Source organism: Herbiconiux sp. A18JL235, from assembly GCF_040939305.1.
Taxonomy (GTDB): domain Bacteria; phylum Actinomycetota; class Actinomycetes; order Actinomycetales; family Microbacteriaceae; genus Herbiconiux.
Genome location: NZ_CP162511.1, coordinates 188,272 through 208,587, shown reverse-complemented (window position 1 = coordinate 208,587; position 20,316 = coordinate 188,272). Strand labels below are relative to the sequence as shown.

Sequence of the window (20,316 nt, the reverse complement as noted above, 5' to 3'; positions counted from 1 at the left end):
CCGGGTGCAGTTCCGCCCCGCGCTCAGGGCGCGGGGGCGGTGGGGCGGGGGACGGGGGGTTCCCAGCGGCGGGCGTAGTGGGCCATGGGCTGGAGGGAGCGGAGGAGTTCGGTGCCGCGTTCGGTGAGGCGGTAGTAGATGCTGACGGGGGTGGTGGGTTCGACGGTGCGCACGACGAGGCCGGCGGCTTCGAGTTCGCGGAGGCGGACGCTGAGCATGCGGCCGGAGAGACCCTCGACGCGCTGCTCGATCTCGCTGAAGCGCTCGGCGCCCATGCCCAGGGCCAGGAAGATGCCGCTCGACCAGCGCTTGCCGATGATCTCCATGACCCCGGCGAGGCGACGACACTCCTCGTCGTCGATGCGGAGTGGGTTGCCGACGAGCCCGGAGCGAATGTCAGTCACGCACGAAACGTAAGCGGCTTACCGGGTGTTTGTCAAGGCGGATGCGCATCCCGATGCTGGAGGCATGCCTGACTACCTCCATCCGCTCCGCTTCGGGAGCTTCATCACGCCGATCGCGGCAGCCCCGCAGCACCCCGTCGACCTCGCTCTGCTGAGCGAGGAGCTGGGCCTCGATCTCGTGACGTTCCAAGACCATCCGTATCAGGCGGCGTTCCAGGACACGTGGACGCTCCTGTCGTGGGTCGCCGCGAAGACCTCGCGCATCCACGTCTCGGGCAACGTGCTCAACCTACCCTTGCGGCAGCCCGCGGTCTTGGCCCGCGCCCTGGCGAGTCTCGACCGGTTGAGCGACGGCCGGGTGGAGCTCGGCATCGGCACGGGCGGGTACTTCGAGGCGATGGCGACGATGGGCGCGCCACTGCTGACCCCCGCCGAAGCGGTGAGCGGTCTCGACGAGGCGCTCGACATCATCCGGGGCATCTGGGACACCACGGATGCGTCGCCGCTGCACGTCGACGGCACGCACCACCGGGTCGCGGGGGCGGCCCGCGGGCCGGCACCGGCCCACGACATCCCGATCTGGGTGGGGGCGTACAAACCGCGGATGCAGCGCATCCTGGGCCGGAAGGGCGACGGGTGGCTGCCGAGCCTGCCGTGGCTGAAGCCGGGCGACGTCGAGCGGGGCAACCGCATCATCGACGACTCCGCCCGCGCGGCGGGGCGCGCACCGAGTGACGTGACCCGGCTGATGAACGTGACACCGCAGTACGACGCCGACGAACTGGCCGAACTCGCGATCGAGCACGGTGTGAGCGTGTTCATCCTGGGGTCGGACGACCCGCGAGAGCTCGAGAGGTTCGCGACCCGGACGGCCCCCGAGATCCGCGGACGGGTGGAGACGGCGAGGAGCGCGAAGGGATCGCGCGTCGCAGCGCAGGGAGTGCGGGGAGTGCAGGCAGCGCCGGCGGTTCAGGCACCACGCGAGTTCCACGACGACCCCATCCCCGACGCGCTCGCCCCGCGGGTTCTCCTGCCGGGCGATCGCGGCTACGAGAGGTACACCTCCGGGTACTTCCGCGGCGCCCGCCCGGGTCTGGTCGTCCGTCCGGAATCCCCGGCCGAGGTGCAGCAGGCCGTGCGCTTCGCCGCCCGCCATCGCGACCTGCCGCTCGGCCTGCTCAGCGGAGGCCACGGCCTGTCGGGACGGTCGCTCAACGACGGCGGCATCGTCATCGCCCTCGACGCGCTGAACGGTATCGCGATCGGCGAGGGGAGCACGGTGAGGGTCGGCCCCGGAGCCCGCTGGGGCGAGGTCGCGAAGGCTCTCTCCCCGCACGGCCTCGCGCTCACGGCGGGCGACTACGGCGGTGTCGGCGTCGGCGGGCTCGCCACCACGGCGGGAATCGGATGGTTCGCCCGCGAACGCGGTCTCACCATCGACCACCTCCGTTCGGTCGAGATCGTCACCGCCGACGGCGAGCTCGTGCACGCGAGCGACACCGAGAACCCCGACCTGTTCTGGGCGGTGCGGGGTGCGGGGGCGAACTTCGGGGTCGTGGTGTCGTTCGAGTTCGAGGCCCACCCCGTCTCGCAGGAGGTGGGGTTCGCGATGCTCGTCTACGCGCCCGACGACCTCACCGCGTTCCTCGAGGGCTGGGGTGCGGCGATCGAGGGCGCCGACCCGACCGTGACCGGCACGCTCATGATCGGCCCCGCGAGGCCGGGTGCCCCGGCGGCCGTGCAGGCGATGATCGTCGTCGACGAGCACGACCCCGACACCGTGGTGCGGCGGCTTCAGCCCTTCGCCCGACTCGCGCCCCTGACCGACCAGTCGGTGCAGCTGGTCCCCTACGCGGCACTGCTCGAGCTCCCCGCCGGAGGTGAGCAGCAGCACGGCCGGGGCGAACCCCACGGGCACTCGGGTCTCGTGCGCCACCTCGACCACGACGTGGCGCAGAAGCTGACGCGACTGATCTCGTCGAGGTCGTCGTTCATCCTGTCCATCCGCTCCGCCGGCGGCGCCGTCGCAGATCAGCGGGCGGATGCGACGGCGTACGCCTGGCGCGACGCGAACTTCCTCCTCGCCATGATCGGCAGCGGCAGCGGAGAGGTCGAGCAGCGCTGGGCCGAGTTGGTTCCGTCGCTCGAGGGCATGTACCTCAGCTTCGAGACCGACACCGGGCCCGAGGTGCTCGCCCGCGCCTTCCCGCCCGCGCACCTGGCGCGGCTGCGCCGGCTGAAGTCGGTGTGGGACCCGACCGGCCTCTTCCGCGACAACTTCTTCATCGATCCCGCTCCGAGCGGGGCCTGACGGCCGAGGCTCGGAGGAGGAAGGCGCTCGGTGGGAGGTCGTCGTAGGCGGGCGGGCGACGGAACATGGTGAGGGTTCCGTAGCGATCGGCGTAGGGCGGCCACACCTTCTCCACCGGCAGGTCGACGAGGTCGGAGTGTCGCGACACCGGACCCAGCACGAGCATCCGGCGACGGAGCGACCGGCGCACGAGGGTCGCGCCGTCGCTGACGAGCGCCGCCACCATCACCCCGAGCTGGTTCGACGGGTCGAGGCCGACCGCGGACCCGGTGGCCGGGATGCCGGAGCACCGGCGCTCGGCGAAGGCGCCGAAGCTCACCAAGGGCACGTCGCTGCCGCCGGCGACCACCGTGAAGCCCAGGCTCGCGGCGCGGTGCGGCGTGACGACGACCTCGGCGCGCGTGCTGGCCGCGGGGTCGTCGTCGTGGTCGAGCTCCGGATGCGCGGTGTAGACGACGTCGGCGCATCCATCGAGTTCGCCGGCGAGGAAATCGGCCCACCACGACACCGCGTCCGGCTGCGCACCCATGCTCCCCGAGCCTGGCACCGCAGCGGCGGAACCGCATCGGGGGCAGGGCGCACGGAGGCAGGGCGCGGACGCGCGCGGCCCGACCCTGCCCCGCGCGGCCCGCCCCGCCGCGCTCAGGCCTGCTGGATGCGCACCAGGTTGCCGGCGGGGTCACGCACCGCCGCGTCGCGGGCGCCCCAGAACTGGTCGGCGGGTTCCTGCAGCACCTCCACGCCCGGCGTGGCGACGACCTTCTCGAACGTGGCGTCGAGATCGGCGGTGCTGAACTGCACCTGCCCGAGCTCGCCCTTGGCGAGGAGTGCGGCGAGCGCCGCCCCGTCTTCGGCCGACCGGCCCGCCTGGGGCTGTGAGAGCACGATCTGGATCTCGGGCTGCGACGGGGCGGTGAGGGTGATCCAGCGGAAGTTCTCGTGGGCGACCTCGTTCTGCACGGTGAGCCCGAGGGTGTCGCGGTAGAACAGCATGGCGGCGTCGGGGTCGTCGACGTAGATGTGCACGTGGCTGATGGAGACTGTCATGGCAGTGACGTTACCGAGCAGCGGGCTCCGACGTTTCTCGGAAACTGCTCGATGCCAGCGAGCCGAGGCCCGACACCAGCAGGTCGACACCGAAGGCGAAACCGGTGGCCTGCTCACCGGACCGTCGAGACGACTTCGCCCCCCGCGGCTCGAGCGCGGCGGAGGGCGCTACGACGCCGAACGCGTCGTACTGCATCCGCTGCTGCTCGTGCGAGACGTGGCCGAGGATGAAGTGCAGCAGGGCGGTTGCCGCCCGCTCGGCGGTGGGCTCGTCGAAGCCGCCCAGGGCGACGGATGCGCGCAGCCGTTCGAGCGCACGGCCCGAACCGAGGCCGAGAGCGTAGGTGCTCGAGACGACCTCGGCGCCGTCGCGGTAGGCGAGCAGGGCGTCGCGGAGGGCGTGTGCCTCGCCGCGCACGACGTCGCGCCACACGTCAGGGCCGGGCCGGCTGCCCTCCTTCGAATGGTCGGGCTGGGCGGCAGGGCGCGCATCCGCGGTGGCGACGATGCGGTCGGCGAGGTCGGCGATGAGCGTCTGCTTGTTCTCGAAGTGCCAGTAGAGCGCACTCGGCTGCACGTCGAGGGCGGCGGCGAGCCGCCGCATGGTGAGCTCGGGGAGACCGTGGTCGTCGAGGATGCGCAAGGCCGTCTGGGCGACGTCGTCACGGCGGTGCCTGCGCGGAGTTTCGAATCGAGCCACGGCACCACTATAGTGAACGGCGTTCAGGTGAACAGCGTTCAGGAGGACGATATGAGCAGGTTCCGCATCGATGCCACGGACATCGCCCGCATCGCCGTGCTGGCGGCGGTCATCGCCGCGCTCGGTCTGCCGGGGGCGTTCTCGGTGTTCGGCGCCGTTCCGATCACCGCACAGACGCTCGGCGTGATGCTCGCGGGCACCGTCCTCGGCGCCTGGCGCGGGTTCCTCTCCCTGCTGGTCTTCCTGGCGCTCGTCGCCGTCGGGCTCCCGCTGCTCGCCGGCGGCCACGGCGGTCTCGCCGTGTTCGTCGGGCCCACGGCCGGGTATCTCGTGGGGTGGCTCGTCGGCGCCGCCGTCATCGGCTGGATCGTGCACCTCCGCGGCCGCAGACTGACCTGGCTCCGCACCGTCGTGGGGCTCGTCGTCGGCGGCATCGTGGTGATCTACGCGGTCGGCATCCCGGTGCAGTCGCTCGTCACCCGGCTGCCGCTGCCCGAGACCCTGCTGCAGAGCGCGGTCTTCCTGCCGGGCGACATCGTGAAGGTGGTGCTGGCGGCGATCATCACGATGACGCTGGTGCGGGCCTACCCGAAGGCGTTCCGGCACGCGTCGGGCACGCCGGTGGAGGCGGCCTCGACGCGGGAGGACGCGCGGGTGCCGTGACGGCTCCTCCCGCCGTCGAGCTGTCGCGGGTGACAGTGCGGCTCGGCGAGACCGTGGCGCTCGACGACGTCTCGCTGCGCCTCGACGCCCGCCGCATCGCGGTGATCGGCTCGAACGGATCGGGCAAGAGCACCTTCGCCCGCCTCCTCGGCGGCCTCACCCGCGCCACCGCCGGGAGCGTCGACGTGCACGGCATCGACCCGGTGCGCCAGGTGGCGGCGCTCCGCCGCGCCGTCGGCTTCGTGTTCAGCAACCCCGACGCGCAGATCGTCATGCCCACCGTCGCAGAAGACGCGGCCTTCTCGCTGCGCGGTTCGGGTCGCTCGAAGGCCGAGATCGCCGGTCTGGTCGACGAGGCACTCGCCGAGTTCGGCCTCACCGAGCTCGCAGACCGCTCGGCGCACGAACTCTCGGGCGGGCAGAAGCAGCTGCTCGCGCTGTGCGGCGCATTCATCCGCCGGCCGAGCCTGCTCGTCGCCGACGAGCCCACCGCCTACCTCGACGCGCGCAACAGCCGCGCCGTGGCGCGCCACCTGCTGAGCCCGGATGCGGGCCACCAGCTCGTGCTCGTCACCCACGATCTCGAGCTGGCCGCCCGCTGCGACGTCGCGGTGCTGTTCGACGAGGGCAGGGTGGCGGTGCAGGGCGAGCCCGCCACCGTGATCGCCGCCTACCTCGGGAGCCTCGGGAGCATCCCGTGATCACCCTCTACAAGCCCGGCACCGGGTGGCTGCACCGGATGCCCGCCGGCCCTAAGGCCGCCGGGATCCTCGTCGTGGTGCTCGCCGTGTCGCTGCTGCCCACGAGCTGGTGGTCGGCCGGGATCGCCGCGGTCGTGGTGGTGGTGGCCTATCTCGTCTCCCGCCTCGGCCTGCGGGAGCTCGGCCGGCAGACGATCGCCGTGCGCTGGATCATCGTCATCACCCTCGCCACCCAGCTGCTGTTCCTCCCCACCGAGGCGGCCGTCGCCAACTCGGCCCGCGTCGTCGCCGCCCTGCTGCTCGCGTCGTTGCTCGTACTCAGCACGCGCATCGCCGACCTGCTCGACGCCTTCGAGAATGCGCTCGGGCCGTTCCGTCGGCTCGGTGTCGACCCCTCGCGGGTGGCGCTGATGCTCGCGGTGGCGGTGAACACCATCCCGGTGCTGGCGCGACTCGCGACGTCGGTGCGCGAGGCGCAACGCGCCCGTGGTGTGCGGGCGGGGCCGGTCGCGTTCGTGGTGCCGTTCCTCGTCGTCGCTCTCAAGCACGCCGACGAGCTCGGCGAGGCCCTCACCGCCCGCGGGGTGCGGTAGGCGGCACTAGTGTCGGATGATGGGCAAGCTCTTCGACGAGATCGACGACACATTGGCGGGGTGGATCGAGGCGCAGCCGCTCTGGTTCGTCGCCACCGCGCCCCTCGCGGAGGACGGGCACGTCAACGTCTCCCCCCGAGGTCATGACACGCTGTCGGTGCTCGGGCCGCGGCGCGTCGCCTGGGTCGACTACACCGGCAGCGGGGTCGAGACGATCGCGCACCTCCGCGAGAACGGGCGCATCTGCCTGATGTTCGTGTCGTACGACGGCCGCCCTCGCATCGTGCGTCTGCACGGGACGGGTTCCGTGCTCCTCCCCGGCGAGACCGGGTTCGACGAGGTGGTGGCCAGGCACCCCGACAATCCGAGCACGCGCGCCGTCATCGCCGTCGACGTCACCCGCATCAGCGACTCGTGCGGGTGGGGCGTGCCGGTGATGGACGTGCGCGAGGAGCGCGACCTCATCCGGCTCCACGCCGAGAAGAAGGGGCCGGCCGGGATGGAGGAGTACCGCCGCCGGAAGAACGCGCTCAGCATCGACGGACTGCCGGGCCTCTAGACCGCCGCCCGGTGTTCCCGGCTGGCTAGGGTGGCCCCATGGCGACGACGGTTCTGGTGCACGGGGCGATGCACGGCGGATGGGCGTGGGCCGCGGTCGCAGACAGGCTGCGGGCGGAGGGACACACCGTCTACACGCCGACGCTCACCGGGCAGGGCGATCGGCGCCGCGGCCTCAGCCCCTCGGTCGGAGTGAGCACGCACGTCGCCGATCTCACCGAACTGCTCTGGTTCGAAGACCTGCACGACGTCGTGCTGGTGCTGCACTCCTACGCCGGGGTGCTCGCAGGGCCGGTGGTGGAGGCGTGCGCCGACCGCATCCGCTCGGTCGTGTACGCGGGTGCCTTCGTGGTGCGGCCCGGCGAGAGCCTCGCCGACGTCGAGCCGCCCGCGGTCGCGGAGCGCTACCGCGAGGCCGCCGCGGAGCACGGCGGCGGGTGGCGCATCCCGGCCACGAGCGCGTTCCTCGCGCAATGGGCCGTCACCGACCCCGCCCTGCAGGCCTTCGTGGGGCCGCGCCTGACCGACTTCCCGCTGAAGTCGGTGACCGACGCGGTCGCGTTCGACCCCGCGCCTCTGGCCGTTGTGCCCCGCACGTACATCGAGCACACGGCCCCGCCCCTGCCGTCGCTCGCCGACTCGCGCGCTGCGGCGGTCGCCGACGGCGCGACGCTGCGCGCCATCGGCACCGGCCACGACATGATGCTGGCCGACCCCGACGGCACCGCCGCGCTGCTCTCGGAGCTGCTGGTGGTCATGCCGCCTGGGTAGCGAGGGCAAGAATCCGCCGGGTGAGCTCCGAGTCGGGTCGCTCGAGGTCGTCGAGCTCGTCGAAGTGGTTGAGGCCGGCGCGCTCCCAGCACTCGCCGGGGAGACCGGCGCCCGTCCATGCCCGGAAGAAGTCGAGCGACTGCCGGAGGTACTCGCGCGGCTGCCGGCCGCCGAACGTCACCAGGAGCGGCGGGGCAGTGATCGGCAGATTGAGGATCGGGCTCTCGCGCAGTACCTGGTCGGCGGTGAGCCGCAGGTAGGGCTGATCGCCCGTGAACGGGATCGGCCGCAGGTCGAAGATGCCGGTGATCGCGCATCCGCCGCTGATGACGGATGCCGGCAGCCCGTAGTCGCTCTCCCAGTCGGTGGCGAGGAGCCTCCCCACCAGGTGACCGCCGGCCGAGTGGCCCACGACGACGAGGCGGTCGACATCAGCCCCGTAGGAGTCGCCGTTACGGTGGGCCCAGGCCACAGCGGCCCTGACTTGGCGGGTGATCTCGTCGATCGTGACGGCGGGGCAGAGGGCGTAGGTGGGAACCACGACCGTGGCGCCTCCGGCGACGAGCCCCGAGGCCACGAAGCTGAACTCCTTGCTGGTCAGCTCGATCCACGACCCCCCGTGCACGAAGACGACAAGGGGCCCGCCCGGGCGTCCGGGGAAGACGTCGAGGGTCTCGGCCCTGGTCGGGCCGTACGGGATGCTCAGCTCGCAGTCGAGATCGTGACGCGCCTGCTCCGACCTGGCGTTGTAGGAGGCGAGGTACGAGTCGTAGTCGCGACCCTCGGAGTGCTGCGGCAGTGATGCCAGGAGGTCGTACTGCTGGTCGAGCGCCTCCGTCGTCTCGAATGCTGTGCCGTCGGGAGCGCGGTAGAGGATCGTCATAGCGCTGGTCTAGCACCCCGTCGGCGGGGCTCTCAAGACGCCGGCCACCCGCAGCGAGGCGAACTGGTTCCGAGCACAGAACCTCGCCCACGCTCCTGGCTCGCCACCAGTTCGCCCGCCGGAACCCGGCGGTTACGGTACAGGAACTGTCGAAAGAAACCGTCGATGCGCGATCCGATGTGGGTGGTGGCGCCGGCGAGAGGAGGACCCGATGCCCGAGACCACAGCGACTATCGCACCGACGGAGTCGCCGCGCCGGTCGCGCCGGCTCCACGTGAGCGACGAGTTCGACGGCGTCATGGCCCGGATCGCCGAGATCGCCCCCATGATCCGCGAGGACGGGCCGGCGGGCGAAGAGCTCGGCCGGCCGACGCCGCGCGTGCTCGATGCTCTGAAGGAGATCGGTGTGTTCCGGGCGATGCTGCCGCGTGAGGTCGGCGGGTACGAGTTCAGCCCGCGGCAGCAGCTCCAGCTCATGGAGACGCTCTCCTGGCACGAGGCGTCGACCGGCTGGACGGTTCTGGGTGTCATCGACCAGACCGCCCTGGTCGCCGCGTACGTCGACGACATCGCCGTCGACGAGTACTTCGGTGACGGCTTCGCCATCTTCTCGGGGCAGGGCACGCGACCGGGACGGGGCCGGCGCGTCGAAGGCGGGTACGTGATCTCAGGCGAGTGGCAGTTCAACTCGGGGTCGTCGGTCTCCACCCATCTCGAGACCGCCGTGATCGGCGACGACGGGCGGTTCGTCATGGCGACGCTGCCGCGGGAGAAGTCCACCGACGTCGACAACTGGGACGTGCTCGGCCTCCGCGCGAGCTCCTCGCACGACTACCGGGTCGACGACGTCTTCGTGGCCGACACCCACACCTACGACCCCGTCGACGGCGTCGCCCGTCGGGGAGGCGCCATGTTCGACGTGGGGCTCGCCTATCTCGCCACCCTGCAGCACGCCGGTTGGGCGCTCGGCGTCTGCAAGCGACTGCTCGAGGAGATCAGGCTCCTGGCCCGCCAGAAGGCCTCACGCCGGGGCGCCTCCACGTCGACCGACCAGTTCTATGCCTCCTACGCCTCGATGGAGGCCCAGTACCGCAGCGCCCGGGCGTTCCTGCTCGACCTGTGGGGAGACGTGGAGCGCACCGTCGACGCGGGCGAGGCGCCGAGCGCCGAACAGATCTCGCTGATGCAGCTGGGAACGGTGACGGCGAACCGCACCGCCCAGTCCATCGCCACCGAGGTGGCGACCTGGGCCGGAACCGCCCTCATCAGGAAGGGTGCGATCCAGCGCTACTTCCGCGACGCCTACACGGGTGTCGAGCACCTGGTCTGCAGCCCCCCGGTGCAACAGGCGGTCGGTAAGCAGCTCTCCGGCAGCGCGGCGGAGGGGGCGCACTGGGTGTTCTACGACCTCGTCGAGTCGGCCGACTAGGGCAGAAGTGATCCCTGCCGCGGTTCGCAGTATCCTCGGAGACCCGGGACGGAGGAGGCCTCACATGCCGAAAGGCAGGGATGTGGGCGGAGCCGCCCCCTGGATGCGGAGGTTGCGGCCGAGCCAGCCCGTCGTCGCCGACACCAGCGCGATGTCGGAGGACGCCCTCATCATCTACGACAGGTTCGGCCTCGAGGCCTTCGCGTGGAGCTTCGAGAACGCCGAGACGACGGTGGCGGCCATCTTCGAGTCGACACCGTCGATCGCCGCGGAGGCCGGTCTGCACAGCATCTTCATGCGAGGTCTTCGCGCATCCGTCCTCCGGGAGATGCGGATGGCCGACGGCGAAGACCTCGACCCCATGACCGAGGAGTGCGCCGACGTCGCCCGTGATTTCGCACGTCGCGGCCTCGACCTCACGACGATGCTCGAGACCATCCGGATCGGCAGCCGCGTGTCGTCTGCCGAATACATCCGCGCGGCCAGCGTGCTGATCGAAGACCCCGAGGAGCGCGCCGATGCGATAGCTCGTCTCATGGATGTCTTCTTCGGTTCCCTCGTGCGGTTCTCCGCGGAGATGTCGGACATCTTCGAGGCCGAACGTTCCCGGTGGGACACCTCTCGATCGGCCGAGCGGCTAGCGATGGTCAACTCCCTGCTGGCCGGGCGAGCGGTCGATCGGCGGCGGATGAGCGACGTGCTGAACTACGACCTCGACGGGCGCCACGTCGCCGCCGTCGCCTGGTCGGCCGGAACGGAGGGCACTGCGAGGCTCGGCGCCCTGCTCACTGCAGAGCTCGACGCACTCGGCGCGAACGATCCGCTCGTCGTCGACGTCGGGCTCGGCGCCGCCTGGGGCTGGGGGGTGGTGACCGACAGGGGGCTCTCCGTTCCCCCGACGGATCCGCCCGTCGGCATCTCCGTCGCGGTCAGTCAGGTCAGGCAGGGCAGGGCCGGTTTCGCCCGGGCCCACCGGGAGGCGATGAAGGTCGAGCAGCTGCTCAAGTTCGCCGCCCCGACGATGCCGCGACGTGTCTTCCACGCCGACGTGGAGCTCGCGACACTCTTGGCCTCCGATCTGGAGAGCGCCCGGTACTTCGTGCGTGGCCAGCTGGGTCAGCTCGCCGTCGACGATGAGCGCATGGAGCGCCTCCGCACCACATTGTGGTTGTACCTGGAGAACGAGCGGAGCGTCGCGACCGTGGCGAACCTGCAGTTCATCGCGCGGAACACGGTCACCTACCGTGTGAAGCAGGCGGAGACCCTCATCGGCAGACGCGTCGAAGACGCTCGCCTCAATCTCCAGCCGGCCCTCCTCCTGGCGCGAATCCTCGGCCGGCGCGTGCTGACCGAGCCGCCGTCCGACTAGCCTCGCGCCGCGACTGGGCTGGCGCACAACTCCGGGCCGTCTTGCCTGTGGCGTGACCAGTGGGAGCCGACACGCGAAACCCGTTAGCCTCCTGACCACCCTTCCTCGCAGCCCTCGGCGGCACGCGACCGGGAGGAGAGTCCGGCATCCCGGCCGGCCGAGTTGCTGAGGAGCAGCCATGGTACTGAAATCCGGCGAGACGGTCGTCTCGACCTCAGGGTCCACCGAGCCGGCCGCCCCCGGCCAGCGACTCAGGCACGGAAAGCTCGGGGTCTTCGCGATCGTCTTCTTCGTCATCGCCGCCGTGGCGCCGCTCGGCAGCATCGTCGGAGGCGCACCCGTCGTCTTCGCGGCGATCGGCGTGACGGCTCCGATGGCCTACCTCGCCGTCGGAGTGCTCTTCGCCGTGTTCGCGGCCGGCTTCGTCGCGATGAGCCGGCACGTCACGAACGCTGCCGGCTTCGTCGCCTTCATCGCGAAGGGGCTCGGGTCGCGCTTCGGCGGAGCCCTCGCCGCTGTCGCCGTGCTCGGTTACGTGGCGCTCGTCTGCGGGCTCTGGGCGATCACCGCGGGCATCGCGGAGTCGACGATGGCCGGCCTCGGGCTCGCGGTGCCCGGGTGGGTGTGGTGGGTCGTCGGACTGGTGATCGTCACCACGCTCTGCGCCGTCGGCATCGAGGTGAGTCTCCGAGTTCTCGGCGTGCTCGTCGTGCTGGAGATCTGCACGCTCCTGTTCCTCGCCATCACGGTGATCGCCGGGGGAGGAGCCACCGGCTCGTTCGACCTCCAGTCCTTCAACCCGGCGAACGTCGTTCCCTCCGGCGTGGGCATCGCGATCCTCTTCGCCGCCACCTGCTACGCAGGTTTCGAAGCCACCGTGGTGTTCTCCGAAGAGGCGAAGAACCCGGCCCGCACCATCCCCCGAGCCGCGTACCTCGCCATCGCGGTGATCGGCGTCTTCTACGCGTTCATCACCTGGGTGCTCGCGAACGCGTGGGGCGCGAGCGAGGTGCAGGCCGCCGCTCAGGCCGACCCGGTGGGCTTCGTCTTCGCAGTCGCCGCCACCTACGGACCGTCCTGGCTGCCGAGTGCCCTCGGCATCATCATGCTCGTGAGTTCGATGGCCATGTTCATCGGTTTCCACAACCTCCTGTCGCGCTACCTCTTCTCCCTCGGTCGTTCCGGGATGCTGCCCGCCGCCCTCGCTCGAACGAGCAAGAGCGGCACGCCCCGCGTGGCGGTGCTCGGGTTCTCCGCGGTCGTGTTCGTGGTGGTCGGTGGGTTCCTGGTGTTCGGAGCCGACCTGATGACGGTCATCTATCCCTGGCTGACCTCGCTGGGAACCGTGGCCCTCGTGCTGGTACTGCTGTTCACCTGTATGGCGATCGTCGCCTACTTCGCCGGGAAGGGTGCCGCCGACGCCAGGATCTGGCACACCAGGATCGCTCCGGTCATCGCGGGCATCGGCTTCCTGATCATCCTCCTGCTCGCCGTGGTGAACTACGACGCCCTCCTCGGCGGATCGGGCGGGGTGGCGCGCTGGCTGATCCTGCTCATCCCGGTGGCCTTCATCGGGGGGTTGATCCGCGCCGACCGGCAACGACGGGCCGGTCGCGAACTGACCTTCGAGGACAGCCCGGTCTAGCGGGGCCGTCAGGGACGCCGCGCCGGCCGGCCCATGTGCTCCGCCCCGGCCAGGATGCGTCGGGCACGCTCGGTGACCGGGCGATCGACCATGCTTCCGTCGACGCTCGCGACCCCCTCGCCCTGCACCGAGAGGATGCGCTCGGCCCACTCCACCTCCTCGGCGGTCGGCGCGAATGCCTCCTGCACCGCGGCGAGCTGCCGCGGGTGGATGCACAGCTTGCCGCCGAACCCGAACGAGCGGGCGCGGGCGGCGGCGGACCGCACGGGTTCCAGCTCGGCGAACTCGACCGAGGGCGAGTCGAGCGGGCCGGAGAGCCCGGCGACCCGCGAGGCGAGAGTGAGCTGGAAGCGGGCGAAGTCGATCACCTCGGGCGCGGTCGTGTCGAGATCGAGGGCGAGGTCGATGGCACCCAGCGCCAGCCGTGCCACACCCGGCGTCTGCGCGAGTGCCGGCGCCGCAGCGAGCCCCGCCGCGCTCTCGACGAGCGGGACGATGCCGACGTCGCCGGCGCGCATCCGTACCGCCTCGATCGCCTCCGGCGACTCGGTCTTCGCGAGTGCGACGCCGAGCAGGCCGCTGCCGACCGTGGCGAGCAGTTCGAGATCGGCCGCGTGCTCGGGCGACCCCGCCCCGTTCAGCCGCACCAGGAACGACGACGGATGCGCGGCGACGGCCTCGACGACCGCCTCACGGGCGAGTGCTTTGCGGTCGCCCGCCACGGCGTCCTCGAGGTCGACGATGACGAGATCGGCGCCGCTCGCGAGCGCCTTGGCGAAGCGGTCGGGGCGGTCGCCCGGCACGAACAGCGCTGTCGTCGCGGCGGACAGCGCGGTGATCGGGCGGAACGCGGAGGGGGACGGATGCGCGGTGCTCACCCCTCGATCATGGCCCATGTCATTTGCGGACAGAAAGTGACCTGAAGGGTCGAAAGAGTTGGTGCAGAGCCGGACAGACCGGCCCGCGGCCCGGCCGCGACTGTCAAGGAGACCCCATGTCGACCTCACTCGTTCCCCACCTCAACTTCCGCGGCGAGGCCCGCGAGGCCCTCGAGTTCTATGCCGGGGCCTTCGACGGCACCGTGAGCATCCGCACCTACGGCGACTTCGGCATGCCCGCCGAGCTGCCCGACGCCGCCAAGGTCGTCTTCGGCCGCGTCGACGGCGTCGACGGATTCGTCGTGATGGCGTACGACGTGCCCGGGGCCGACAGCGGCACCCTGCAGGGCGGGTCGACCGCGCGCGAGAACGGGCTCACGATCACCGACCAGCCGTACTTCCTCGCCCTCGACACGGCGACACTCGACGCCGCCGCACTCCGGTGGTCGGCGCTCTCCGAGGGTGCCACGGTCGTGGAGCCCCTGGCCGCCTCGGCCTGGTCGGCCGGCTTCGGGATGCTCACCGACCGCTTCGGCGTGACCTGGGCGGTGAGCGTCACCGCCTGAGCGCACGGCGCTGCCTCTGCAACGAAGCTTCCTCTGCAGAGATCATGTTGCAAATAGTTCTTTGCAGAGGTAGCTTTGCATCATGAGCGAAAGCGGGATGGAGCGGCCGGGCAATCGGTCGCTCGACATGGCGGCACTACGGGGGCTGGCGCATCCGTTGCGGGTGCGGATGCTCGACATCCTGTCGACCTACGGCCCCCAGACCGCCAGCAGCCTCGCCGAGCGACTCGCCGAATCGTCGGGAGTGACCAGCTACCATCTGCGACAGCTCGCGCAGCACGACTTCATCCGCGAGGTGAAGGGTCGAGGCACCGCGCGAGAGCGCTGGTGGGAGCGGGTGCCCGGCGGCATCTCGGTCGACACCGCGACCCTGCCGTCGACTGCCGCAGCGCGCTCGGCGAACGCCATCGTCATGAGCGAGTGGCACCGCAACCGCGAGGCGCTGCTCGGCGACTACGTGCGGCGCGGTGAGCACGAGCTCAGCCGCGAGTGGATCGAGGCGTCGATGATGAGCACCGCCAACGCCCGCGTCACCAGCGAGCAGCTCGCCGAGCTCACCTCGGAGCTGCAGCGGGTCGCCGACGAATTCATCGACCGCCACCGCCACCAGTTCGGCACGGATGCGCCGGGCACCCGGCCGGTGCAGATCCAGCTGAGTGCGTTCCCCGTGCTCGACGCCGAGGAGGCGCCCGCAGCGGGGCGCTCCGCGGCGCGCGGGAGCGACACCGCCGATCGCGAGGAGTAAACCATGACCGCCATCCAGAGCTCCCCACGCGGGGTCGATCTCGTCGCCATCCGCCTCGGCATCCTGCTGCAGCGATGGGGGCGCGAACGCGCGGGCCGCCGCGCCCTCGACGCCGAGCCGGTAGACCCCCGCGATCGACGAATGCTGCTGGCCGAGCTCGAGGCTGCGCGTGCGCAGCGCGAGGCGTGGATCTCACGCATCCGCTGAGACGACCTCGCTTGCGGGTGCGCCCGGGACGGGTCGTCAGACCTCGAAGTAGAGATGGGTGTGGAGGCTGCAGCCGGGGTTGAAGGCGGCGGCGCACGAGGGGCAGCTCGTGCTGGCGAGGTAGTCGGCGATGGTGAGTTCGTGGTCGCAGACGCCGCAGAGAACGGCGCGCCGGTCGCGCTCGGCGAGGGGCCAGACCGCGGCAGGGTGGTCGGCGGTCTGCTCGTGGCAGAGGTGGCAGGGGTAGTACTCTCCGCAGCAGGCGAAACGGATGGCGACGACGTCGAGAGGGCCGCGATAGTGCACGCACCGCGTCTGCGCGTCGACGGTGGGGCCGAGCACGGCGGGGCGCGCCGCAGCAGGCGCGGCGCGTGGGGGCTTGCGGGGGCGGGTGAGGATCATGGTGCGGCAGCTCGGCACCACGAGCAGGTCGCTGTGGTCGCGGGCGCGGTACGCGGCGGGAGACTCGCCGACGAGCTCGGTGAACTTCGTGGTGAACGACCCGAGGCTGGTGCACCCCACGGCGAAGCAGACGTCGCGCACCGTGAGATCGCCCGCGCGCAGCAGCGCCTTCGCCCGTTCGATGCGGCGGGTCATGAGGTACGAGTACGGCGTCTCGGAGTACGCCTCGCGGAACCGCCGGCTGAAGTGCGCCTGCGACATCAGGGCGGTGCGGGCAAGCGCGGCGACGTCGAGCGGATGCGCGAACTCGCGATCCATACGGTCGCGGGCGCGGCGCAGGAGACGCAGTTCGTCGAGCTCGGGGGCGGCCATGCCTCCATTCTGCCGCGCGGTGCCGCCCACGAGCCGTGTCGCGAGATCGCGACAGCCTCGCTACCCCGCTGCGACAGCTCCTGAATAGCGTGGGAGCATGCACTTCCGCCCACGATCCCCCCGATCCCGTCGAGCCGGTCGAGCCGGTCGACACGCGGGTGCCGCGGCCGGCACCCTCCTGCTCGCCGTCGCCCTCATGGCTTGCACCACCCCCGCCGGCACCGCGGCCCCCGTCGCCGAGAGCGCAGCCTCAGCCCCCGGCCCCACCGGCGGCACCCGCACCCCGACCACCCCGACCTCCGCGGCCGAGCCGGCCCACGCATCCGTCGCCGCCGTTCCGGGCTACGACGTCGGCGACTTCCCGCCCGTGCCGCTGTTCACACTCCCCGACCTCGCGCTGCTCGACGCCTCGGCGTCGGCCTTCACCATCGACGTGCGGTCGAAGCTCGTCGACGTGCCGGGCGTCGAGGTCTCCCCGGCGCACTGCGACGCCACGGGCGCCGTGTCGTCGGGCGCGGGCAGCGCCTTGCTCTACGGCGACGGCTCGGGCAACTACACCGGGCCCGACGGCACCATCCAGAACTTCGGCGACGGATCGGGGACGACGACGATCGACGGGGTCGCCATCGAGAACTTCGGCGACGGATCGGGAACGTACAGCGACGGCGTCACGAGCATCCAGAACTTCGGCGACGGCTCTGGCTCCTACACCGACCCCTCCCTCGCCGTTCAGGTGTTCGGCGACGGCTCGGGCACCTCCGTCGCCGGGACCGTGAGCATCCAGAACTTCGGCGACGGGTCGGGCACCTACACCGACGGCACCGTGTCGATCGAGAACTTCGGCGACGGATCGGGCAGCTACACCGACGGTCGCATCAGCATCCAGAACTTCGGCGACGGCACAGCCCGCGTCGACGGCGAACTCGTCGACGCCGTCCCCCTCGCACCCGTGCCGCCGCTCGGCGTCTTCCCGCCGCTCACCGCACTCGCGCCGGTCGAGAGCTGCGGCACCACCATCACCCTGCGCGACGGCGTGCTGTTCGACTTCGACCGCAGCGAGGTCAGAGCGGATGCTGCTGCCGTTCTCACGGCACTGGCGGGCACCCTGCAGCAGGCGGGGATCGGCTCGGCCGTCGTGTCGGGGCACACCGACGCCATCGGCCCCGACGACTACAACCAGGCGCTCTCGGAGGCGCGTGCCGACTCGGTCGTCGCCGCCCTCCGATCGGCGGGCGTGACCGCCGATCTCGCCGCCCAGGGGTTGGGCGAGTCGCGCCCGGTGGCGGCGAACGAGCTCGACGGACAGGACAATCCGGCCGGCCGGCAGCTGAACCGCCGCGTCGAGATCTTCGTGCCGGCGCAGTGACCCGCTCCGCTGCAGCCGTTCGTCAAGACGCACCGACTACGGAAGGATCGACGTGATGTCGATGACGCACTCACCCTCTCGCCCGCGGGCCGGCTCCCGTCCGCGCGCTCGCGGAGCCGTGGCGAGGGCCACCGGCGCGACGGCGATCGCGCTGCTCGTGCTGGGACTGGCCAGCGGATGCACGCTCACGATCCGCGATGCGGGCGGTGCCTCAGGGCCCGCGGTCGACGGCAGCCCCGCACCCGTCTCTTCCACACCCACCCCGACCCCGTCTCCCACCGCGGCGTCCGAGACCGACGCGGGTGCCGCATCCGGCGCCCCGCCCACCCCGGCACCCGACTCCGGCGCAGACCGCGATCGTGACCGGTGGAGCGCTGCGGCCACCACGACGCAGAGCTGCGACAGCGAGCTCACCCTCTCGACCGCGGGTGCCGTCGTGCGGGTGGAAGGACCGTGCACGACGCTCACGGTGAGCGCCGACGCAGCGGTCGTGGTCGCCGACGAGGTCGGCACCCTCGTCGTGACCGGAGCGGGCACCACGGTCTCGGTGCTCCGGGTCGACACGGCGCAGGTGTCGGGGTCGGCGAACTCGATCGTCTGGGAGACCGGAACGCCCTCCGTCGCCGACACCGGAACCGCCAACAGACTCGGAAAGGCCTCGCCATGACCCAGCCGCCCTACCCGACATACCCCGTGCAGGCACGCTACGCCCCGCCGCCGCCCGTGCGCCGCACGAACGGCCTCGCCATCGCCTCGTTCGTGCTCGGGCTGCTCGGCTTCGGCCTGCTCCCCGTGATCTTCGGGCACGTGGCGCTCGGCCAGATCAGGCGCGACGGCGACGGCGGAGCGGGCTTCGCCATCGCGGGGCTGGTGCTCGGGTACCTCGTGCTCGCCTCTGTCGTCGTCGCCGTCGTGATCGTCGCGCTCGCCGTCGGCGGCGGGCTCACCATCGCGGGTATCTCGGGCGGGTTCTCGTGAGCGAGAGCGTGCAGCCCGGGGCGGTGAGCGCCGCAGCCGACACCCCTCGTCCGGAGCTGCTTCTGGTCGACGACGACACCGCCATCACGGATGCCCTGAGCGCCTTCCTCACACGCAGCGGCTACGGCGTGCGCACGGCGGCCGACGGAGCCGAGGCGCTCGACGCCGTGGCGCAGGCGGTTCCCGATCTCATGGTGTGCGACGTGATGATGCCGCACGTCGACGGGCGCGAGTTCGTGCGGCGGGTGCGAGCGCAGGGATTGTGGACGCCGATCATCCTGCTCACGCAGGTGGGCGAGTCGTACGAGCGGAGCGCAGCGCTCGACGAGGGGGCTGACGACTATCTCAACAAGCCGTTCGACCCGCATGAGCTGCTGTCGCGCATCCGTGCCGTCCTGCGCCGGGCGAAGCCCGGGGTGCCGCCGCTCGCGACCGCAGCCAGGCTGCGATCGGGGGCGCTGCTGCTCGACCGCGCAGCTCGACGCGTGTGGCTCGGCGGCCAGGAGGTGGCGCTGACACCCAAGGCGATGACGCTGCTCGACTACTTGATGGCGCATCCGGGGGAGGTGCATTCCCGCGAGCGGCTGCTGGCGGCGCTGTGGGGCTTCGACTTCGCCACCTCGAGCCGCGCGGTCGACCATCGCGTCGCCGAGCTGCGGCGGGTGCTGGGTGACGACGCGGCGCATCCGGTGTTCATCGAGACGGTGCAGAGCACCGGGTACCGCTTCGCCGACGGGGTGGTGGCCGCATGAGCGGGGGCGCGGAGGCGGCGGAGGGTCGGCTCGGCGGGCGGCGCGCACGGGTGGTCGCCGGGGTGGTGGCCGCCGTGCCGGTCGTGGTGGGGCTGGTGGTGGCGGGGGTGCTGACGGTCACGGGGGATCGGCGCGAGGTGGTGCTCACATCGGCTCTCGCCACCGCCGTCGCGGGTGGCGGTGCCGTGCTGTCGGCGATCGGCGCGCTGATCGTGCTGCTGCTCGCGGGGCGCCGATCACGTCGGCTTCGGGCAGCCTCGGCGCTCTCCTCCGAGTTCGAACGGGGGCGGGCGCTCGAGCGTGCTCACCACCGCCGCTTCCTCGCGCGCCTCGACCACGAGATGAAGAACCCGATCACCGCCATCCGCGCCACGGTCGTCGCACACGACCTCTCCACCTCCCCCCAGCTCGCGGTGATCGACGACCAGGCGCAGCGGCTCGCCACGCTCGTCGGCGACCTGCGCAAGCTCTCCGAGCTGGAGACCCGGCCCCTCGACCTCGAGCGGCTCGACCTCGAACAGCTCGTCGCCGAAGCGGTCTCCGCGCTCGTGCAGCAGCGGCCGGAGACGGCGGGCCGGGTGACCGTCAGCGTCACCCGTGTGCCGTGGGCGGTGCCTGCGGTCGCCGGCGACCCCGACCTGCTCTCGCTCGCCATCGACAACGTGCTGAGCAATGCGGCGAAGTTCGGAGCAGCGGGCCCGATCGAGCTGCGCCTGCGCGAGCACGACGGCTGGGCGGTGCTCGAGGTGGCGGATGCGGGCCGCGGCATCCCCGAAGCCGACCTGCCCGTCGTGTTCCACGAGCTCGCCCGCGCGGGGAACGCGCGCGATGTTCCGGGGTCGGGGCTCGGCCTCACCCTGGTCGAGACGGTGATCCGCCGTCACGGCGGCGACGTGACGCTGCGCTCCCTGCCGGGTTCGGGCACGGTCGTCACCCTCCGCTTACCCGGCGCCTGACCGGGCAGGCGGCGGCGTGG

Annotated in this window: 24 protein-coding genes; 17 read left to right on the top strand and 7 right to left on the bottom strand. The window is 71.5% G+C overall.

Annotation, left to right across the window (positions count from 1 at the left end; translation table 11 throughout):
- Window positions 1-23 precede the first annotated feature (23 nt).
- The gene (locus ABFY20_RS01030) at window positions 24-404 is read right to left on the bottom strand and encodes a winged helix-turn-helix transcriptional regulator (protein WP_368498093.1); all 381 of its coding nucleotides are present in this window, start codon (window positions 402-404) and stop codon (window positions 24-26) included.
- Window positions 405-468: 64 nt separating this feature from the next.
- Here ABFY20_RS01030 and ABFY20_RS01025 point away from each other — a divergent pair, with 64 nt between their 5' ends.
- On the top strand, window positions 469-2,715 hold the full coding sequence (locus ABFY20_RS01025; RefSeq protein WP_368498092.1) for an LLM class flavin-dependent oxidoreductase: 2,247 nt from the start codon (window positions 469-471) through the stop codon (window positions 2,713-2,715).
- Here ABFY20_RS01025 and ABFY20_RS01020 read toward each other — a convergent pair.
- The 3 genes from ABFY20_RS01020 to ABFY20_RS01010 form a co-directional block, all read right to left on the bottom strand.
- The gene (locus ABFY20_RS01020; protein ID WP_368498091.1) at window positions 2,687-3,244 is read right to left on the bottom strand and encodes a hypothetical protein; all 558 of its coding nucleotides are present in this window, start codon (window positions 3,242-3,244) and stop codon (window positions 2,687-2,689) included. The genes ABFY20_RS01025 and ABFY20_RS01020 overlap by 29 nt on opposite strands.
- A 113-nt stretch (window positions 3,245-3,357) precedes the next feature.
- The gene (locus ABFY20_RS01015) at window positions 3,358-3,762 is read right to left on the bottom strand and encodes a VOC family protein (RefSeq protein WP_368498090.1); all 405 of its coding nucleotides are present in this window, start codon (window positions 3,760-3,762) and stop codon (window positions 3,358-3,360) included.
- A 10-nt stretch (window positions 3,763-3,772) separates the two neighbouring features.
- Window positions 3,773-4,462, bottom strand: a complete 690-nt coding sequence (locus tag ABFY20_RS01010; protein ID WP_368498089.1) for a TetR/AcrR family transcriptional regulator C-terminal domain-containing protein — start codon at window positions 4,460-4,462, stop codon at window positions 3,773-3,775.
- Window positions 4,463-4,513: 51 nt separating this feature from the next.
- On the opposite strand from ABFY20_RS01010, the gene ABFY20_RS01005 reads away from it, so the two are divergent.
- The 5 genes from ABFY20_RS01005 to ABFY20_RS00985 are packed head-to-tail and all read left to right on the top strand — an operon-like array spanning window position 4,514 to window position 7,748.
- A complete protein-coding gene (locus ABFY20_RS01005) occupies window positions 4,514-5,125 on the top strand; it encodes a biotin transporter BioY (protein WP_368498088.1) in 612 nt (203 codons plus the stop codon).
- Entirely contained in the window at window positions 5,122-5,826 is a 705-nt protein-coding gene (locus ABFY20_RS01000; protein ID WP_368498087.1) for an energy-coupling factor ABC transporter ATP-binding protein, read from the top strand. Before ABFY20_RS01005 ends, ABFY20_RS01000 begins: the two co-directional genes overlap by 4 nt.
- Window positions 5,823-6,419, top strand: a complete 597-nt coding sequence (locus ABFY20_RS00995) for an energy-coupling factor transporter transmembrane protein EcfT (RefSeq protein ID WP_368498086.1) — start codon at window positions 5,823-5,825, stop codon at window positions 6,417-6,419. The genes ABFY20_RS01000 and ABFY20_RS00995 overlap by 4 nt, the downstream gene beginning before the upstream one ends.
- Before the next feature lie 19 nt (window positions 6,420-6,438).
- Entirely contained in the window at window positions 6,439-6,978 is a 540-nt protein-coding gene (locus tag ABFY20_RS00990) for a pyridoxamine 5'-phosphate oxidase family protein (RefSeq protein ID WP_368498085.1), read from the top strand.
- A 38-nt stretch (window positions 6,979-7,016) separates the two neighbouring features.
- Window positions 7,017-7,748, top strand: a complete 732-nt coding sequence (locus tag ABFY20_RS00985) for an alpha/beta fold hydrolase (protein WP_368498084.1) — start codon at window positions 7,017-7,019, stop codon at window positions 7,746-7,748.
- Here the strand turns inward: ABFY20_RS00985 and ABFY20_RS00980 are convergent.
- Window positions 7,732-8,631, bottom strand: coding sequence for an alpha/beta hydrolase (locus tag ABFY20_RS00980; protein WP_368498083.1), 900 nt, complete (start codon window positions 8,629-8,631; stop codon window positions 7,732-7,734). The two genes, ABFY20_RS00985 and ABFY20_RS00980, sit on opposite strands and share 17 nt — an antisense overlap.
- Window positions 8,632-8,842: 211 nt before the next feature.
- On the opposite strand from ABFY20_RS00980, the gene ABFY20_RS00975 reads away from it, so the two are divergent.
- The 3 genes from ABFY20_RS00975 to ABFY20_RS00965 all read left to right on the top strand — a co-directional run bounded on the left by ABFY20_RS00975 (window position 8,843) and on the right by ABFY20_RS00965 (window position 13,074).
- Window positions 8,843-10,060: an acyl-CoA dehydrogenase gene (locus ABFY20_RS00975; RefSeq protein ID WP_368498082.1), complete on the top strand. Its 1,218-nt coding sequence runs from the start codon at window positions 8,843-8,845 to the stop codon at window positions 10,058-10,060.
- A gap of 64 nt (window positions 10,061-10,124) precedes the next feature.
- Complete coding sequence (locus ABFY20_RS00970; RefSeq protein ID WP_368498081.1) at window positions 10,125-11,429, top strand: PucR family transcriptional regulator; 1,305 nt, start codon at window positions 10,125-10,127, stop codon at window positions 11,427-11,429.
- Between the two features lie 178 nt (window positions 11,430-11,607).
- Complete coding sequence (locus ABFY20_RS00965) at window positions 11,608-13,074, top strand: APC family permease (RefSeq protein ID WP_368498080.1); 1,467 nt, start codon at window positions 11,608-11,610, stop codon at window positions 13,072-13,074.
- 8 nt (window positions 13,075-13,082) lie between these two features.
- On the opposite strand, the gene ABFY20_RS00960 is transcribed toward ABFY20_RS00965, so the two are convergent.
- Entirely contained in the window at window positions 13,083-13,952 is an 870-nt protein-coding gene (locus ABFY20_RS00960; protein ID WP_368498079.1) for a CoA ester lyase, read from the bottom strand.
- A gap of 116 nt (window positions 13,953-14,068) precedes the next feature.
- On the opposite strand from ABFY20_RS00960, the gene ABFY20_RS00955 reads away from it, so the two are divergent.
- The 3 genes from ABFY20_RS00955 to ABFY20_RS00945 all read left to right on the top strand — a co-directional run bounded on the left by ABFY20_RS00955 (window position 14,069) and on the right by ABFY20_RS00945 (window position 15,470).
- A complete protein-coding gene (locus ABFY20_RS00955) occupies window positions 14,069-14,518 on the top strand; it encodes a VOC family protein (protein WP_368498078.1) in 450 nt (149 codons plus the stop codon).
- Window positions 14,519-14,600: 82 nt separating this feature from the next.
- Window positions 14,601-15,263: a helix-turn-helix domain-containing protein gene (locus tag ABFY20_RS00950; protein ID WP_368498077.1), complete on the top strand. Its 663-nt coding sequence runs from the start codon at window positions 14,601-14,603 to the stop codon at window positions 15,261-15,263.
- Between the two features lie 3 nt (window positions 15,264-15,266).
- Window positions 15,267-15,470, top strand: a complete 204-nt coding sequence (locus ABFY20_RS00945) for a hypothetical protein (RefSeq protein ID WP_368498076.1) — start codon at window positions 15,267-15,269, stop codon at window positions 15,468-15,470.
- Window positions 15,471-15,506: 36 nt separating this feature from the next.
- Here ABFY20_RS00945 and ABFY20_RS00940 read toward each other — a convergent pair whose 3' ends face one another.
- A complete protein-coding gene (locus ABFY20_RS00940; RefSeq protein ID WP_368498075.1) occupies window positions 15,507-16,244 on the bottom strand; it encodes a helix-turn-helix domain-containing protein in 738 nt (245 codons plus the stop codon).
- Between the two features lie 196 nt (window positions 16,245-16,440).
- On the opposite strand from ABFY20_RS00940, the gene ABFY20_RS00935 reads away from it, so the two are divergent.
- From ABFY20_RS00935 to ABFY20_RS00915, 5 genes are read left to right on the top strand one after another with little or no spacing between them, the layout of a single operon-like run.
- On the top strand, window positions 16,441-17,610 hold the full coding sequence (locus tag ABFY20_RS00935; RefSeq protein WP_368498074.1) for an OmpA family protein: 1,170 nt from the start codon (window positions 16,441-16,443) through the stop codon (window positions 17,608-17,610).
- A 55-nt stretch (window positions 17,611-17,665) separates the two neighbouring features.
- A complete protein-coding gene (locus ABFY20_RS00930) occupies window positions 17,666-18,277 on the top strand; it encodes a DUF3060 domain-containing protein (RefSeq protein WP_368498073.1) in 612 nt (203 codons plus the stop codon).
- Window positions 18,274-18,588, top strand: a complete 315-nt coding sequence (locus ABFY20_RS00925; protein WP_368498072.1) for a DUF4190 domain-containing protein — start codon at window positions 18,274-18,276, stop codon at window positions 18,586-18,588. The genes ABFY20_RS00930 and ABFY20_RS00925 overlap by 4 nt, the downstream gene beginning before the upstream one ends.
- Entirely contained in the window at window positions 18,585-19,340 is a 756-nt protein-coding gene (locus tag ABFY20_RS00920; RefSeq protein ID WP_368498071.1) for a response regulator transcription factor, read from the top strand. Before ABFY20_RS00925 ends, ABFY20_RS00920 begins: the two co-directional genes overlap by 4 nt.
- Window positions 19,337-20,296, top strand: a complete 960-nt coding sequence (locus ABFY20_RS00915; protein ID WP_368498070.1) for a sensor histidine kinase — start codon at window positions 19,337-19,339, stop codon at window positions 20,294-20,296. The genes ABFY20_RS00920 and ABFY20_RS00915 overlap by 4 nt, the downstream gene beginning before the upstream one ends.
- Window positions 20,297-20,316: the final 20 nt, after the last annotated feature.

Bases quoted from the DNA above. Each gene is read 5' to 3' on its own strand.
- ABFY20_RS01025 (WP_368498092.1), top strand. From the start codon at position 469: ATGCCTGACTACCTCCATCCGCTCCGCTTCGGGAGCTTCATCACGCCG.
- ABFY20_RS01020 (WP_368498091.1), bottom strand. From the start codon at position 3,244: ATGGGTGCGCAGCCGGACGCGGTGTCGTGGTGGGCCGATTTCCTCGCC.
- ABFY20_RS01015 (WP_368498090.1), bottom strand. From the start codon at position 3,762: ATGACAGTCTCCATCAGCCACGTGCACATCTACGTCGACGACCCCGAC.
- ABFY20_RS01005 (WP_368498088.1), top strand. From the start codon at position 4,514: ATGAGCAGGTTCCGCATCGATGCCACGGACATCGCCCGCATCGCCGTG.
- ABFY20_RS00990 (WP_368498085.1), top strand. From the start codon at position 6,439: ATGGGCAAGCTCTTCGACGAGATCGACGACACATTGGCGGGGTGGATC.
- ABFY20_RS00985 (WP_368498084.1), top strand. From the start codon at position 7,017: ATGGCGACGACGGTTCTGGTGCACGGGGCGATGCACGGCGGATGGGCG.
- ABFY20_RS00980 (WP_368498083.1), bottom strand. From the start codon at position 8,631: ATGACGATCCTCTACCGCGCTCCCGACGGCACAGCATTCGAGACGACG.
- ABFY20_RS00975 (WP_368498082.1), top strand. From the start codon at position 8,843: ATGCCCGAGACCACAGCGACTATCGCACCGACGGAGTCGCCGCGCCGG.
- ABFY20_RS00970 (WP_368498081.1), top strand. From the start codon at position 10,125: ATGCCGAAAGGCAGGGATGTGGGCGGAGCCGCCCCCTGGATGCGGAGG.
- ABFY20_RS00965 (WP_368498080.1), top strand. From the start codon at position 11,608: ATGGTACTGAAATCCGGCGAGACGGTCGTCTCGACCTCAGGGTCCACC.
- ABFY20_RS00955 (WP_368498078.1), top strand. From the start codon at position 14,069: ATGTCGACCTCACTCGTTCCCCACCTCAACTTCCGCGGCGAGGCCCGC.
- ABFY20_RS00950 (WP_368498077.1), top strand. From the start codon at position 14,601: ATGAGCGAAAGCGGGATGGAGCGGCCGGGCAATCGGTCGCTCGACATG.
- ABFY20_RS00945 (WP_368498076.1), top strand. From the start codon at position 15,267: ATGACCGCCATCCAGAGCTCCCCACGCGGGGTCGATCTCGTCGCCATC.
- ABFY20_RS00940 (WP_368498075.1), bottom strand. From the start codon at position 16,244: ATGGCCGCCCCCGAGCTCGACGAACTGCGTCTCCTGCGCCGCGCCCGC.
- ABFY20_RS00935 (WP_368498074.1), top strand. From the start codon at position 16,441: ATGGCTTGCACCACCCCCGCCGGCACCGCGGCCCCCGTCGCCGAGAGC.
- ABFY20_RS00930 (WP_368498073.1), top strand. From the start codon at position 17,666: ATGTCGATGACGCACTCACCCTCTCGCCCGCGGGCCGGCTCCCGTCCG.
- ABFY20_RS00925 (WP_368498072.1), top strand. From the start codon at position 18,274: ATGACCCAGCCGCCCTACCCGACATACCCCGTGCAGGCACGCTACGCC.
- ABFY20_RS00915 (WP_368498070.1), top strand. From the start codon at position 19,337: ATGAGCGGGGGCGCGGAGGCGGCGGAGGGTCGGCTCGGCGGGCGGCGC.